The organism is Bacteroides cellulosilyticus (assembly GCF_020091405.1).
In the GTDB taxonomy this organism is placed as follows: domain Bacteria; phylum Bacteroidota; class Bacteroidia; order Bacteroidales; family Bacteroidaceae; genus Bacteroides.
The window spans coordinates 1,977,180-1,993,132 of the sequence record NZ_CP081903.1 but is presented as its reverse complement, the minus strand read 5'-3'; the positions used below and the strand labels follow the sequence as shown (position 1 = coordinate 1,993,132).

11 protein-coding genes are annotated in these 15,953 nt (G+C 43.5%); 8 read left to right on the top strand and 3 right to left on the bottom strand.

Features of this window, described 5'->3' with window-relative positions:
- Positions 1–99: 99 nt before the first annotated feature.
- From K6V21_RS06800 to K6V21_RS06790, 3 genes are read right to left on the bottom strand one after another with little or no spacing between them, the layout of a single operon-like run.
- Positions 100–1,092, bottom strand: coding sequence for a fimbrillin family protein (locus tag K6V21_RS06800; protein ID WP_224321316.1), 993 nt, complete (start codon positions 1,090–1,092; stop codon positions 100–102).
- A 42-nt stretch (positions 1,093–1,134) separates the two neighbouring features.
- Positions 1,135–2,073: a DUF5119 domain-containing protein gene (locus tag K6V21_RS06795; protein WP_224321315.1), complete on the bottom strand. Its 939-nt coding sequence runs from the start codon at positions 2,071–2,073 to the stop codon at positions 1,135–1,137.
- Positions 2,074–2,075: 2 nt separating this feature from the next.
- Complete coding sequence (locus K6V21_RS06790; RefSeq protein WP_217713014.1) at positions 2,076–3,044, bottom strand: DUF3575 domain-containing protein; 969 nt, start codon at positions 3,042–3,044, stop codon at positions 2,076–2,078.
- A gap of 1,097 nt (positions 3,045–4,141) precedes the next feature.
- Here K6V21_RS06790 and K6V21_RS06785 point away from each other — a divergent pair.
- The 8 genes from K6V21_RS06785 (at position 4,142) to K6V21_RS06750 (ending at position 15,926) form a co-directional block, all read left to right on the top strand.
- Positions 4,142–4,741: an RNA polymerase sigma-70 factor gene (locus K6V21_RS06785; protein ID WP_224321314.1), complete on the top strand. Its 600-nt coding sequence runs from the start codon at positions 4,142–4,144 to the stop codon at positions 4,739–4,741.
- 65 nt (positions 4,742–4,806) lie between these two features.
- Positions 4,807–5,859 carry a FecR family protein gene (locus K6V21_RS06780; protein WP_217713016.1) on the top strand — a complete coding sequence of 351 codons (1,053 nt, stop codon included), beginning with the start codon at positions 4,807–4,809 and terminating at the stop codon, positions 5,857–5,859.
- Positions 5,860–5,955: 96 nt separating this feature from the next.
- Positions 5,956–9,465 carry a TonB-dependent receptor gene (locus tag K6V21_RS06775; RefSeq protein ID WP_217713017.1) on the top strand — a complete coding sequence of 1,170 codons (3,510 nt, stop codon included), beginning with the start codon at positions 5,956–5,958 and terminating at the stop codon, positions 9,463–9,465.
- Between the two features lie 15 nt (positions 9,466–9,480).
- Positions 9,481–11,247 carry a RagB/SusD family nutrient uptake outer membrane protein gene (locus K6V21_RS06770; protein WP_224321313.1) on the top strand — a complete coding sequence of 589 codons (1,767 nt, stop codon included), beginning with the start codon at positions 9,481–9,483 and terminating at the stop codon, positions 11,245–11,247.
- A gap of 17 nt (positions 11,248–11,264) precedes the next feature.
- On the top strand, positions 11,265–12,167 hold the full coding sequence (locus tag K6V21_RS06765; protein ID WP_224321312.1) for a glycerophosphodiester phosphodiesterase family protein: 903 nt from the start codon (positions 11,265–11,267) through the stop codon (positions 12,165–12,167).
- 12 nt (positions 12,168–12,179) lie between these two features.
- Positions 12,180–13,625, top strand: coding sequence for a PQQ-binding-like beta-propeller repeat protein (locus tag K6V21_RS06760; protein WP_224321311.1), 1,446 nt, complete (start codon positions 12,180–12,182; stop codon positions 13,623–13,625).
- A gap of 36 nt (positions 13,626–13,661) precedes the next feature.
- Positions 13,662–14,561 carry a glycerophosphodiester phosphodiesterase family protein gene (locus K6V21_RS06755; protein WP_224321310.1) on the top strand — a complete coding sequence of 300 codons (900 nt, stop codon included), beginning with the start codon at positions 13,662–13,664 and terminating at the stop codon, positions 14,559–14,561.
- A 12-nt stretch (positions 14,562–14,573) separates the two neighbouring features.
- Complete coding sequence (locus tag K6V21_RS06750; RefSeq protein WP_224321309.1) at positions 14,574–15,926, top strand: MFS transporter; 1,353 nt, start codon at positions 14,574–14,576, stop codon at positions 15,924–15,926.
- Positions 15,927–15,953: the final 27 nt, after the last annotated feature.

The window sequence follows — 15,953 nt, the reverse complement described above, 5'->3', positions numbered from 1 at the left end:
CGGCAAAAGTAAGAATATTCCGGGAAGAAACAAAAAAATCCCCGAAGACTTTGTGGGAAAGAAGGTCTTCGGGGAAAGAAATTATGGGATTAGGAAAGGTTATTCAGCGGGAGGAGTTACAGGATTCTCAGTCTCTGCTCCCCAATCTTTAACAGTAGTATCAAAGCTAACAGTAGTACCAGTCGCAGTCAAGGCTAAAGTATAGCGTATTTTTTTCCCAGCTTCCCAAGCTGCTGTTTCCCCCAAAGGAATCGATTCATCAGAAACTTTCTTAACAACTTTACCATCTTGTAATACATTATAACTAATTACTATACTAGCATTAGTCAATGACTGTGGAATTAACATCAAAGCACCATTCTGTTGCAAATTAGTAGATTCTTCTGCTTTTGCGACACTCACTCCATTGGAATTGTTTAAATATACATAATCTTTTCCTACACCTGATTTCGCAACCCAAGTAGTATCAGCAAAATTATACGTTCCTGAATTTGAAATACCTGTCAACTTTACAGAAGTCACATTATATGTCAAATCTGCATTATCTGTTTTCGCTGAGAAATTAACTTGAGTAAGCACATGGATGAATGCAAAAGTTACTTTAGAATCTGCTTGTGTTTTATTAAGTGCTTGAGCCACTACGAAGTCTTTTTGATCAGCAGCTAAATCTGCTACTGTATAATCTATTTTAGGATAAGCATCTGTAGTTTGAGCGGCATAATTAGTTGCTAAAATATCCGTAGCATAAGCAAAAAACTGTATATTATCATCTAATGGCCAATAATAATCAGTTCCACCTGTCACTCCCCATACATCACTAGAATATTTCACATCTACTCCCGGCATAAATACAGAAGAAAGTACTCCTGTGCTGCCCTGTTCTCCAACAGTTTCTGTACCTGTATTATATGCATATACAGTAAATCCCGTTCCTTGCAAGGCTGCATTATCTGTAATAACCGCTCTTGTTGTCTTACTTACTATTGTTCCAAAGTTAACCTTCGCCTTTTGACCAATATTTTCAATCTCTTCATTCTGTGAGCAACCTACGATTGCCAACGCAGCAACTGCTGCCAATAAAATCTTCTTCATAACCGTTTGTTTTATAAGTTAATATTTTGTTCGTTTTACTTTTCAATTTACAGGTAACTCAACATTCGTCTCGTCGTCCCAGTTTCCTACATCACCGCCAATGCCTCCGCCTCCACCGGGAGGAACTTCCACATCATCCACTTCAATCTCCTCTTCAATCGGTATCTCGATATCCGTTACCGGATCTTCTTCTTCCCCGGGCGGGGGAGGAGCTACAGCCGCCGTGATGTCAACCTTGGTCTCTTGAACCGTATTATCCACCTTAACTAGTAATAGCTTCATCATCACCCCTCCGGTCAAACGTGTATTCGCAGACTCTGATGAGGAAAAAGCAGAGAAACTGCCACGTATTACATCCTCTCCTTTATGAGCCTCCACATAGATAGGAGCAATGCTTGCCGTACATGAGCCATTACTTATGCAATATCCCCCATCCATTCCATCCACATTGCAAACAATGCTTGCCACGTTCTTCAATCCTTTCACCTTTATTTCAAAAGAATAGTGCTTGACTACCAGCTTCGGCTGAAACTCCATCAAAAGCACATCTTCACTCTTTTCTATCCTCATATCTTTTATACTTACTACATACAAAGGATCAGGTGCCCATACCATTTTTTCACTAGCGTCAAGGCCTGTGCAAGGTCCTGTATAAGCTTCAATCGTTTCGTATGACTTTTCACCACGAATCAGTACACATTCCGTATTATAATTGTAAATCACCATGTCATAACGCCCGGGCGGCACTTTCACCTCTCCCCCTTCTACCGAAAGATAGCTATCCACCTTTCTGCCTTCTTCACTCTTCGGGTAGAAAATCACCCTCATCCCTTCGGGCAACTTATCCACTCCTTTCCAGTTAAACTTTATCTTTACTCCGCTGACGGGATACTCATCCAGTATGTCTCTGAAATCACATCCGGCTAACAGTATCGGCAGCCCGAACAGAAGTAAAAGAAACATATATTTCGTACACCTCATAGCTATCGCCTCCTTCCCTTAATGAGCCATACCAAAGAGATTTTGGCTTTTGTAGGCCCCATAAAATGATAGCGTCCGCTACTCGTCCATATCAAATCGCCTTCGTAGGTGGTGTACTTACGGTATTCTGTCGCCAGATAACCAATACCCAAACTAAACTCAAGAGCCAGGTGCCGTGCCAGTTGATGGCTATACCCATACGTCAGACCGGAAGCTGCATAGTAGTTTCCCCGATATCCTTTGTCTTTGTCAAATTGAAAATCGTACACTCCCCCTTCGGCATATATTCCCAGAAAATGTCCTGTCAGTCGTTCACGGTTCTTACGTTTTCCAAGCCAGCAACGTGCCTCAACACCTCCCGAAAGAAGCTGGTAACAAAAGCCATGCTTGCTGTTCGACCACCAGGGACATTTATATTCCATATTCAAAGACCACCGCTGCCCTACGGGCAATTCCACCTCCACATTCGGAGCCAAAGCTAAATCATAAAGTATATTGTTCTTCAATGCAAGCACTGTTCTGTGCGGGGTTTCCCGCTTACTTTCCACTTCAACCCAAGGAGCGAAAGCCATAGTTTCCAATTGCTCCTCCGGCAAAGTATTCGCAGGCAATGTTAATGCAGCTACCGGCAAACTGTCCTTCATCTTCCCTGTCCGTTCTATCTTCCGAAACTGATGTTCCGATAAATAAGCGTAAGGTCTGCCACCATCCAAATAGCGCAACAGCTTTCTCAGCTTTTCAAAGTTCCCGAAGTGATACCGGATCAACGTCAACACATCTTCTTTATCCGGCACTTGCGGGTCGTCCATCACCCATTGGTAAATTTTGCTCCAGGTTTCCGGCTGATTCATTCGGTCCGATACTCTACAAGTATCTCCTTTCGCTGCATATCTTCCAGCCCGCGCCTCTTCTTTGCCTGATATCAAAAGAAAGAGTATCAAAAGTATATATAAACCGACGCGAACCTTCATAACTTTGCTTTGTATGGAGGCAAATATATATTATTATAATTGAAGAAATTATACGTTTTATAACTCTTTTCGTGGGGTGAAAGGTTCTGTGAAACGAATGAAACAGATTTGCAACTTTGCAACATAAAAGTGAAGCAGATTTCACTTCAATCAGTAAACAATTTCATCTTTCTAAGAAATAAACCGGGATAATTCCTACTTCTTTTTTTCTTTCCTTCATACCCTTCCACACCCCCGTATTTCCTTATCCATCAACCTTAGCGGGTGGAAGGGTATATCCACATACTTTCTATAACATTGTCAACGGATATTTTTCAATAACGGGTTATTAGCTATTCAACTAATCTATAATACATTATATTATTTTGCATAGGACATCCATAGCGTTTGATTACTGTCAGTAAGTTTACTGACAGTAATCAGCATGCTTGCTGACAATAGTCAAACGACTTACCGACAGTAATCAACATACGATTATCCATATAGCAAAATAAACGTATCTTATATATATGCCACCTATGCACTATGGTTATTCCCCTTTTCGCCCGATAATCATTTAGCCACTATCCACCCCTATATTATCTCAAAAAGACAGTTCGTGTGCGAAAACAGTGAATATCCGTGAAAGAATTATAAAAGGAATGCCAAACACTGACATATATTTGGAGGAAATAAGATGAACCCCTATATTTGTCATGTGATTTTTTTCATAGTATTAGATTTAAGGTTAACAAAGGTTGGAGTACAGCGGTACTCCTTTTTTTATGCCCATACCTTAACCGTAGTCATTTGAAAACTATATAAGAGTCTTATTGGTGTATTTCTGATAGGTAAAAACAGCAAAACCAAACAAATAGATTATTTCATTTTTTGTACACTTTTGCTACAAACTAACTCTATTAATCAGCATCTTACAAAGGAAAAGTGTACAAAAATAAAGCTGTATAAAATAGCATTTAGATACCAAGCCATACAGTTACAAGCCACTAACAAATCAAAAAAGAATCCCGCTATTCGGTTATTCTGGAAATTATTAATAATATTGCAACCTGTTACGTAAGCACAAGGCATACCTTTGAAGCCTAAATCAATAATATATGATTGCAAACGAAAATAGAAATGAATTGCTACAATCACTGAAGGAGGGTTCTTTTTCTGCATTCGAGAAGTTATATAACCTGTATAGCGGCAAGCTCTACAACTTTATGATGCGTCTCTCTTCCGGCAATCAGTATATGGCAGAAGAGGTGGTGCAGCAAACATTTATCCGCATATGGGAGGTGCGGGAGAAGATAGACCCGACTGAAAATTTCATCTCCTACCTCTGCACCATAGCCCGTAACCTGTCAATGAATATGTACCAGCATCAGACAGTGGAATACATTTATACCGAATACCTGCTGAAAAGCAATCCCGACCGGGATCATCAGACAGAAGAAAGCACAGACCTGCGCTTTCTGAACGACTACATCGACTCACTGGCTGAAGAACTACCCCCCTCGCGCAAGAAAATCTTTCTGCTCAGCAAACGTCAAGGCTATACCAATAAAGAAATAGCTGAGAAGATGGGTATTTCAGAAAGTACAGTCGCCACGCAACTGTCACTTGCCGTAAAGTTCATGCGCGAACAATTCATTAAGCATTACGATAAACTGATTCTCATCCTATGGGCCTTTTTTGTTAACGAAATGCAATAATAACGGCACAGTTGGACAAGAGAATGGAAGTAACTGTATACACATATAGAAATAAGTAAGAGAAGATGGAAAAAGAATATTATAAGAACTTAGCCGAAAAATACTTCGCAGGAGACATCACAGAAGCGGAAATCAGCGAACTGGCAGGATGGATACGCAACAATGCCCAACTGGCAGGATGGTGGGAGAAGGAGTTTGAGAAGTCCGCCGCCGACATCAGTCCCGCCTTGCGCGATAAGATGTTTGCCAGAATTAAGACGGAAGTTCTTAAAGAGGCATCCGGAACTTCCGAGGCCTCCGGGCTTTCCGGTAAAGACACAGTTGCCCCCTACACACCGCAACAACCTGCCGTGAAGCGTACACCGGGCAAAGCACTGGTTCCCGCCTGGGCAAGGTGGGCAGCCATGATTTGCATTCCCATCTGCATCGCCTTCTTCACTTACAATATTCTGAGTATCTCCAATGCCGATCAACCCCGTTCACCCTTCATTGTGAAAGCCGACAAGGGCGATAAAGCCACTGTAGTTTTGCCCGACGGTACAGACGTCATCCTGAATTCCGCCTCCCAACTCAGCTATCTGAGCGACTTCGGAAGAAACGAACGCCGGGTGCAACTGGAAGGAGAAGGTTACTTCAAAGTGGCACATGATACCCGCCGCACCTTCATCGTGCAGGTGGGCGAACTGGAAGTTAAAGTAATGGGTACGGTGTTCAACGTCTGCGCCTACAGTAACGACCAGGATGTGACTGTCGTCCTGCTGGAAGGAAAAGTCGGTATCCACACGCCATCCACTTCTACCACCCTAAGCCCCGGAGAGAAGATAAACTACAACAAGTCCACCCGCAAACTGAGTACCGAGAAAGTCTATCCCGACGACTACGTAAGCTGGACGAAAGGCAGTCTCTACTTCCAAAACGAATCTTTGGAAAACATCATGAAAGCCCTTTCACGAGTGTATGATGTCACAATACGTATCGACTCACCCAAGATATCCGAAGAACGTTTCACCGGTACTATCCCCGGTGGAGGTATACAGAACGCTTTAAACATCATCATGCTGACCTCTCCATTCCGTTATGAAATGGAAGATTCAGTCATTATATTAAAGGAGAAATAGCCGCTGGTTTGTTAATGTGAGTTAAAAGGAAAAAGCCGCTTGGACGGCGACATAAGGAAACCTGTATACCTATCAAACCAACTTAATTTATTTGATATGAAAAACAGGAAACCAAAGAATCTAAGAACTATGCGGGCGCTTTGCCTCACCATGTTCTTGAGTGTATCACTCAGCCTTTTCTCGCAGATCACCGTCACTGTGGAAAACACGCCGTTGCGTGCCGCACTGAAAAAGATTGAGCAGGTAAGCAACTACAAGTTCTTCTACAATGAGAAACTGGCAGGCCTCGATCAGCCCGTCTCCTTCAACGTAAGCAATGCCACCATTGAGCAGACTTTGCAGAAAATGCTGGCCGGTAAGGAACTTACTTACAGAATGGAGAAAGACAATGTAGTAGTGCTGTTGCAGAAGGAGGCTGTGAATCAGAAGACTAAGACGATTACCGGAACGATTGTAGACCAGTCGGGCGAACCGGTAATTGGTGCCAGCATTGTAGTAAAAGGAACCAGCAATGGTACCATCACCGATATAGACGGTAATTACACCTTGGCAAATGTACCTGAAAACTCCACAATCAACATTTCCTATATAGGCTATCAGCCCTTGACCTATCCCGCATCCAGTAAAGAACTCACCAAAGTTACGCTGAAAGAGGATAGTGAAATGCTGGATGAGGTGGTGGTGGTAGGATACGGTACCACCAAGAAAGCAAATCTATCCGGTGCCGTAGACCAAATATCCTCGAAAGAAATAGAGCACCGCGTCAGTGGCAATGCCGGGCAAGTACTCCAAGGAATGATTCCCAATCTGAATGTTTCCTTCAGCGATGGTTCCATAAACTCAAAGGCAACCTTTGATGTACGTGGCGTAGGTTCCATAAACGGCGGAAAGCCTTTGGTACTTATCGACGGTGTAGAAGGTGATATGAATTATATCAATCCCAAAGATATAGAATCCATATCTGTACTGAAAGACGCTTCTTCTGCCGCCATATATGGTGCCCGTGCCGCTTTTGGTGTAGTACTTATCACGACCAAGAATCCGAATGCCGGAAAAATACAGGTGAATTATTCCAATCACTTCGGTTGGAGCAACCCCACTATCAATACAGACAATTTTATCACGGACGGCCTGGAATGGGCTCGCCTGAGCGACAAGTTAAGTCTTTTGGAAAATACAAGTACCTACTTAGGATACACCGAAGAAGACTATGCCTACATGGAAGCCCGCAAGAAAGACCCTTCACTCCCTTCCGCACTGATAAAAACAGTAGACGGCGTGGAGCGCTATGTACATTACGGAAATACGGATTGGTGGGATTATATCTTCCAGAATAACCAACCCTCCATGGAACATAACCTGAATATTTCCGGTGGTAGCGAGAAAGTTCGTTTCTATCTTTCCGGAAGATTCTATTCAAGAGAAGGTATTTACCGAATCAACCCCGATAAACTGAAAAGTTATACCTTACGCAGCAAGATCGATTTCCAGCTGACCTCCTCTATCAAGATAACCAACTCCACCAATATCTATTTCAGCGATTATGATTATCCGGCAACCAACAACCGTAATGTAGGTGGAAGCGATAACAGTGAGGATTGGAGAAAATATACCTTCCACGCTTCCCCGGTATTCTTACCCCGAAATCCGGATGGTACTATTCTTATCAACGGCGCCTACACTCCCGGCCGTGACATAGCGGACGGCACATTTGCCGACCTGACCTATGGGAAAAGCAAGGGACTTGACCAGGAGCATGACATTTCAAACACCATTGCTTTGCAGTTTACTCCCATCAAGGACGTAGTATTAAATGCCGACTATAGTTTCCGTAAAGGAAGTCCCGTTTCCAAACTGTTACTGGTTTCAACTCCGCACACCAACCAACCCAACGGTGAGGGAACAAGCCGCTATATGCCTAACAAATCACTCTATAAGGAGATGCATTGGCAAACTATGTATCAGGCAGTCAATGCCTTCGGTACATACAGCCACCTCTTTGCAAAGAAACACGATGTAAAGGCAATGATCGGATTCAACCAAGAATGGAGACATTGGGAGCGCAGTGTTGCAAGACGCAGTTCACCCGCATCCGAAGAACTGGGTTCTTTCAACCTCGCCACGGGAGAAAATGTACAGGTTCAGGGAAATGCTGATGAATGGGCTATCCGTGCCGCTTTCTACCGCCTGAACTACGACTACCTGGGACGCTATCTATTAGAGTTCAACGGACGCTTCGACCTTTCCTCCAAGTTCCCCCATAACAAACGCCTGGGTATTTTCCCCTCCGGTTCTTTTGCCTGGCGCATAAGTGAAGAACCATTCTTCCAATCATTGAAATCCGTTATGGATAACTTGAAATTCCGCGTTTCCTATGGGACACTGGGCAATCAAAACGTAGGTCCATACGACTACATAGCCAAAATGAAAGTCACGCAAGGGGATTACCTGATGGACAGTTCATACATGAGTTACCTGACTACTCCTGATGCCATCTCCTCAAACTTCACTTGGGAAAAATCTCAGACCATTGACTTTGGAGTCGATTTCTCTTTGTTTAACGGACGGTTCTCCACTTCTTTCGACTGGTATCAACGCGACACAAAAGATATGTTGACCCAAGGTAAGAAACTTCCATCTGTTTTCGGAACTTCCGAACCACAAGAGAATGCCGCTAATCTGCGCACAAGAGGTTTCGAGCTGTCAGTGAAATGGCAGGATAAATTCTTGCTGGCACACCAGCCGTTCGAATATAAAGTAGGATTCACATTAGCCGATAACGTAACAGAAATTACCAAATTCGACAACCCCGACGGACAGATAGACCAGTTTTATGTAGGTAAACGCTTGGGTGAAATATGGGGATATACGGTTGAAGGGTTCTTCCAGGATGACATGGAATATCTGAAACATGCAGACCAAACGAAAGTAAACCGAAGAATCCAACGTAACTACCTCATTAACCATCCGATAGCAGGAGACATCAAATTCAAAGACTTGGATGGCAATGGAGAAATATCTCCGGGTGACCAGACTTTGGCAAATCCGGGTGACCTGCGCATTATCGGTAATACATCGCCCAGATACACTTGCTCCCTGAACCTAGGATTCAATTATTACGGCTTCGACTTTTCAACATTCTTTCAGGGAGTCCTGAAACGTAACTGGTGGCCGGGCAAGGATAACAGTTTCTTCTGGGGACCGTTTACACGCCAGTACGAGAATTTCTACCCTAAAAGTATTGAGCAAAACTCATGGACCCCGGAAAACCCGAATGCATACTTCCCACGTCTGGCTGTATATGCAGCCAACGAAGGTGGAAATTATGAAGGCGCCCAGTTGAGAGTCTATTCTGATAAATACTTGCAAAATGCTGCTTATGTCCGCCTGAAAGATATCACTTTAGGCTATACTCTGCCTAAGGCACTCTGTAGTAAGATTGGATTCTCCAGCATCCGGGTTTATGTTTCAGGAACCAACCTCCTGACATTCTCTCCTTTGTACAAACATAACGAGGACCGCACCGTAGACCCGGAACAATTGGGAGACGGTAATTCTTACCCGTTCAGCAAGACATTTGCTTTTGGTTTTGATTTTAAATTTTAAAGAAGAAGTATAGCTATGAATAAATTCAATATAATAAAAGTTTGTACTGTTTGTATGATAGGCATAGGCATGGCCTCATGCAACGACTCATTCATGGACAGATTCCCAATCGCGGAAATATCACCGGAGAACTCATTCAAGTCTGCACAAGACCTCGAATTGTATACCAATGGGTTTTATGAGAATCTTCCGAAAATCAATGATATTGTCCGAGGAGATAATACATCAGATAATATACTTTACAGCAATGTACCTATGGAGCAGCGAAGTGCGGAAAGAGATATCCCATCCGAAGCCGGCAGTAGTGGCTGGAGTTGGGGAGCTCTCCGGAAAATCAATATTTTCTTTGATAACTACACACGTTGTGAAGACAAAGTTGCCGCACTGAAGTATGAAGGTGTTGCCCGTTTCTTCAGAGCCTGGTTCTACTTCGACAAGGTGAAACGCTTTGGTGGTGTGCCCTGGTATGAAACAGAAATCAAAACAGACGATGAAGACTTGCTATATAAGCCCAGAGATTCACGTGAATTCATTATGAACAAAACAATTGAAGATCTGGAAACAGCAGTGGAACGTCTGGGTACTACCAGAAAACCGGACCAAATATCCAAATGGACTGCATTAGCTTTCTTGTCCCGCGTATGTCTCTACGAAGGTACTTATCGTAAATATCACACAGAACTAAATCTTCCCGATGCCGACAAACTACTGGAGAAAGCATATAAAGCAGCGGAAAGAGTAATGAATGAATCGGGCTATAGTTTATATACCACAGGAAATTCCGATGTCGATTACAGGGACTTGTTTGCTTCCGATGAGCTGAAAGAGGCAGAAGTTATTTTGGGAAGACGTTACTCGTTGGTATTGAACAAGATGCATAATACAAACTATTATTTTCTATCAAAAACCCAACAAGACGTAGGGCTGACCAAAGACTTTGTGAATACCTATCTGTTGGCCAACGGAACACCGTTCACCGCTCAAACAGATTATGCTACCATGCAGTTCAAGGATGAAATGAAGAACCGGGACAAACGTCTGGCACAGACAATCCGTTCAGTGGGATACACCCGGATTGACAGCGACAAACCATTACTTCCCGACTTAGAAGCCTCCATGACGGGATACCAGATTGCTAAATTCATATCCAAAGAGGCACAGGATGGAGATGGTGCATCCTATCAGGATGTAGCTATCATTCGCTATGCGGAAGTTCTTCTGAATTATGCCGAAGCCAAGGCTGAACTGGGAGTAATCACACAGGATGACATTGATAAGTCTATAAGGCTGATTCGCGTAAGAGCCGGAATGCCAAATCTGAATCTTGCTACATCCAATTCCAACCCGGACGGGATACTTGCAAGCGAATACACCAACGTAACCGGAAGTAATAAAGGCGTCATTCTGGAAATCAGACGCGAACGCCGCATAGAGTTAGCTCTCGAAGGATTCCGCTATGATGACTTGATGCGCTGGAAAATGGGTAAACTACTTGAACCTCATTTCACAGGTATGTATTTCCCCTCACTGGGTGAATTTGATTTGGACGGAGATGGCACAGCCGATCTTCTGCTTTACGACGATAAAGCACCCGAAAGTAAAGCGAAACAAAAAATCAAAGTGGGAGGTGTCCTTCAACTGACAGAAGGGAAACGAGGCTATCTGGTTGGTTTCCTGAATATAACGAAGAAGTTTGATGAAACACGCGATTACCTGTACCCAATACCTTCAGGCGATATTATGCTGAACAAGAAACTGGAACAAAATCCGAACTGGAAATAATAAAAACAGAGTGAATCATGAAAATAGATAAAATATACATAACCGGATTTTTCCTTTCCCTGTTTCTTTTTGTTGCCTGCGGGAGCGATAACGAACCATCTATTCCGGAAGAGCCCGACCCTTCGGAAGTATACTATCCGGAAGTTACCGAAAGTGAGCGGGTTTCTATTCCCGTTTCATTACAGAAGAGAGAGCATGTGCAGATATGCGCCCATCGAGGATACTGGAAAGATGCACCGGAGAATTCCATCAAAGCAGTAACCCTGGCTATCGAAAATAAAATTGATATGATAGAGCTGGATGTAAGAATGTCAAAGGATGGAAAGCTGGTATTGATGCACGATGCCACTATCGAACGTACGACAAATGGCACCGGAAAAGTATCGGAATTGAGTTACAAGGAATTAAGTTCGTACAATCTGTATCATGAGGGAGAATTGACGGAGGAAAGAGTACCGCTCTTCAAAGATATCCTGTCAACAGCCAGAGGGAAGATCTACATTGATATAGATGTGAAGATTTCCGATTATAAGGCAGTATACGACTTGGTAAAGCAATATGGTATGCTTTCCCAGGTACTGTTTACAGTCTATGATGTGGCGGCAGCCAAGAAGGTAGTGAATCTGGATGAAAACGCCATCCTCTTACCAGTCATCTACGAAATGCAGGATCTGGAAAATTATCTGGCAATTCGCAAACCTCTTCCCGTTGCCCAGTTCAATAGCGCTGCTTTCACAGACGACATTCTGGCCAAAGCATCCGAAAACGGTGTTTTCCTATTCAAAAACATTTATATAAACACCACTATTACTCCGACTTCGGATAACTACAAACAAGTGAAAGCATTTCTGATAAAAGAAGGAAGTATCATACAGACAGATTATCCCGTTGAACTGAAAGAGTATTTAAAAAACAATTAAAAAGATACATCAATGAAAAATACAATATTAATAATACTGGCTGCACTTCTATGGATGGCATGCAGTGATGAAGATAAAGTGAATATAAAACCGGTGGCGGCTTTCAAGGCAAGTGAAGTCATCGTCCAGGAAGGACAGTCTGTGGCTTTCACAGACTTGTCATTCGACCAGGACGGACAAATAGCCCAATGGGCATGGGATTTTGGCAATGGCAGTTCTTCCGAAGAACAATCTCCAATAACGGAATACTCTGCGGCCGGAGAATATACAGTGACTTTATCCGTCTGGGATAACCAAGGGACACAGAATGCAAATACATTCAGTAAGACTATCACTGTAAAAGAAAAGTCTACTGCTGACGTAGAACCCGAAATAGCATGGGAATTCCAGACACCATGCGGCTTTCAGGATGTATCTCCTGCCATCGACGATCATGGAAATGTCGTTGTAGGCTGCGATGCAAACAATGCACGCGGCGGGCAAAATATATGGGTAATAAACAATGGAACAGAAGTCTGGCATTATTCTTCGGGCGACGTAATCCGTTCTTCGGCTGCAATAGCAGATGATGGTACTATCTATGTGGGCAGCTATGACAAGAAACTATACGCCTTCTCCGCCAGTTCATCCGCACCATTGGGAACATTTGATCTGGGTGCCACAGCCAAGTTCAGTAGCCCGGCTATAGATAAAGATGGTACAGTATTTTTCTCTGCCAATAAAAAGTTATTTGCCATCAATGCGGCACCGGGTATGACCGAAAAGTGGAATGCCGATTGTGAAGGGACTACGCAATCTACTCCAGTAATAGGCGATGATGCTGTATACATCTGTTCCAATAGTGGCAAACTTTATGCTTTTGCCAAAAATGACGGAAAGAAGAGATGGACTGTGGAATATGGAAAGACTTGTACTTCAGTTCCCGCCATAGGAGAAGACGGCACCATTTATCTATGTGGTGAAACGGCGGATGGTGGAATAGTAATGGCTGTAAATCCGGATGGGACTGTAAAATGGCAACAATATTCAGCCTCAGCCTTCGCTAATTCCGGTATCTCGCTGAGTATCGACGGATATTTGTATGTAGGCAATTCTGACGGAGATATGCTTTGCTATACTCAGGAAGACGGTACCTCTGTCTGGAAGTTCAAGGCACAAGGACAAATTCGTTCGGTACCTGCAATAGACAATGCCGGGAATATTTACTTCGGTGACGGAAAAGGCTACTTCTATGTACTAAATTCAAAAGGAAAACTGAGTTATAAGGAAATTCAGTTGGGAGCAAACATCTGGTCATCTCCTGTTATTGATAAGAATGGACTTATCTACGTTTGCACCGATGTTACCAAATCATCAGAGCCAGGCAAGGTATTCGCACTCAGAACCCATGCAACAGGAGCACAACAAGGTTGGTCCATGCGGAGTGGAGACTACAAGAGAAACGCCCGTAAAAAATAACTTTAACGAATAAAAAACTCAAAAGAAAAATAGAATATGAAAAGGATATTATCAATATCAGTATTACTGATCGCTTATTTGGCAACATTTGCCCAAGGACATTTTAAAGAGATAGAAAAGAGCTTCAAGGAACCGGAGACTAAATCGGTTCTTGTTGTTTCCCATCGTGCCGATTGGCGCAATGCACCGGAAAATTCCTTGCAGGCTATCCAGAACTGCATCGATATGGGTGTAGATATGGTGGAAATCGACCTGAAAAAAACAAAAGATGGTCACCTGGTACTGATGCACGATAAAATGATAGACCGCACAATGAACGGTAAAGGAAGTCCGGAGGATTATACTCTGGCAGAGTTGAAAGCCATGAGACTGAAAAATGGTGCCGGAATCAAAACCCGGCATCAGATTCCTACCTTTGAGGAAGTCATGAATCTATGTAAAGGCAAGATCATGGTAAATGTAGACAAAGGCTATGACTACTTCAAAGATGCGTATGAAGTACTAAAGAAAACCGGCACCGCAGACCAATGTGTGATGAAAGCCAGCCTGCCCTATGAACAAGTGAAAGCCGAAAATGGCGAAGTGCTGGATAAGATGATTTTCATGCCTGTTATCCAGTTACACAAAGAGGGAGCAGAAGCAATCATAGACGGGTATCTGAAACACATGAAGCCACAGGCTTTTGAATTAGTCTTCAATAACGACAGCCCCGAAGTGCAGCGCCTCATCAAGAAGGTCCACGACAGTGGAGCAAAGATATTCATCAACTCCCTCTGGCCCGAGCTTTGTGGCGGACATGATGATGACCGTGCCGTAGAACTGCATCAGCCGGACGAGAGCTGGGGATGGATCATCAACCAGGGAGCAAAACTGATTCAGACAGACCGTCCCGCTATATTGCTGCAATACTTAAAGGATAAGAAACTGCACAAGTAAAGAAAAGAAAGCATGTTGAAACATATCATTGATTTTTACAAGGTGTCGGCTCCGGCACCTTGTAACGGGGAATCTTTGCCCGAACAAAAGCGTCGGTTGAAGCGTCTGCAATGGTCCACTTTCCTTGCGGCAACTCTCGGATATAGTATGTACTATGTATGCCGTCTGAGCCTGAACATCGTTAAGAAGCCGATTGTAGATGAAGGCATCTTCTCCGAAACTGAATTAGGTATTATTGGTTCTGTATTATTCTTCACCTATGCCATAGGTAAGTTCTCCAACGGTTTCTTAGCGGACAGAAGCAACATCAACCGCTTCATGTCAACGGGATTGCTGGTGACGGCACTGGTAAACTTGTGCCTGGGCTTTGTAAACTCGTTCATCTTGTTCGCCATATTATGGGGTATCAGCGGTTGGTTTCAGTCTATGGGAGCGGCATCCTGCGTTGTAGGGTTATCACGCTGGTTCACAGACAAAGAACGCGGTTCATTCTATGGCTTCTGGAGTGCCAGTCACAACATAGGTGAAGCAATGACGTTCATCATTGTGGCCTCCGTCGTGAGTGTGCTCGGATGGCGTTATGGATTTCTGGGTGCAGGCATGGTAGGTCTATTAGGTACATTACTTATCTGGCGCTTCTTTCACGATACACCCGAAAGCAAGGGGCTTCCTCCGGTCAACGCACCGAAAGAAAAGAAAGTGATGAGTGCACTGGAAACGAAAGAATTTAACCGTGCACAGAAAGCTGTCCTAAGGAATCCGGCAATCTGGATACTTGCCCTCAGCAGTGCATTCATGTACATCAGCCGTTATGCGGTGAATAGTTGGGGAATATTTTATCTGGAGGCACAGAAAGGCTACTCAACATTGGATGCCAGTTTCATTATTTCTATCAGTTCGGTATGTGGCATCATAGGTACCATGCTTTCCGGGGTAATCTCAGACAAACTGTTTAAGGGGCACCGCAATGCACCGGCACTTATATTCGGATTAACGAATGTATTGGCGCTTTGCTTGTTTTTATTGGTTCCCGGTGTTCACTTCTGGCTGGATGCTCTGGCAATGGTACTTTTCGGTATTGGCATCGGAGTATTGATTTGCTTCCTCGGCGGACTGATGGCCGTCGATATTGCCCCGCGCAATGCTTCGGGAGCCGCTCTCGGAGTGGTAGGCATCGCCAGTTACATCGGTGCGGGATTACAGGATGTAATGAGTGGTATATTGATAGAAGGGCAAAAAAACGTAGTGAACGGAACAGATGTGTATGATTTCACCTATATCAATTGGTTCTGGATTGGCGCGGCACTGTTGTCAGTAGTGCTGGCGTTGCTGGTATGGAATGCAAAAGCATCTGAAACAGAATAACTCTTTCTTTTGAATATCAAATATTTA

Coding starts and splice junctions, on each gene's coding strand:
- K6V21_RS06785 (WP_224321314.1), top strand. CDS start 4,142: ATGATTGCAAACGAAAATAGAAATGAATTGCTACAATCACTGAAGGAG.
- K6V21_RS06760 (WP_224321311.1), top strand. CDS start 12,180: ATGAAAAATACAATATTAATAATACTGGCTGCACTTCTATGGATGGCA.
- K6V21_RS06790 (WP_217713014.1), bottom strand. CDS start 3,044: ATGAAGGTTCGCGTCGGTTTATATATACTTTTGATACTCTTTCTTTTG.
- K6V21_RS06795 (WP_224321315.1), bottom strand. CDS start 2,073: ATGAGGTGTACGAAATATATGTTTCTTTTACTTCTGTTCGGGCTGCCG.
- K6V21_RS06780 (WP_217713016.1), top strand. CDS start 4,807: ATGGAAAAAGAATATTATAAGAACTTAGCCGAAAAATACTTCGCAGGA.
- K6V21_RS06800 (WP_224321316.1), bottom strand. CDS start 1,092: ATGAAGAAGATTTTATTGGCAGCAGTTGCTGCGTTGGCAATCGTAGGT.
- K6V21_RS06750 (WP_224321309.1), top strand. CDS start 14,574: ATGTTGAAACATATCATTGATTTTTACAAGGTGTCGGCTCCGGCACCT.
- K6V21_RS06775 (WP_217713017.1), top strand. CDS start 5,956: ATGAAAAACAGGAAACCAAAGAATCTAAGAACTATGCGGGCGCTTTGC.
- K6V21_RS06765 (WP_224321312.1), top strand. CDS start 11,265: ATGAAAATAGATAAAATATACATAACCGGATTTTTCCTTTCCCTGTTT.
- K6V21_RS06755 (WP_224321310.1), top strand. CDS start 13,662: ATGAAAAGGATATTATCAATATCAGTATTACTGATCGCTTATTTGGCA.
- K6V21_RS06770 (WP_224321313.1), top strand. CDS start 9,481: ATGAATAAATTCAATATAATAAAAGTTTGTACTGTTTGTATGATAGGC.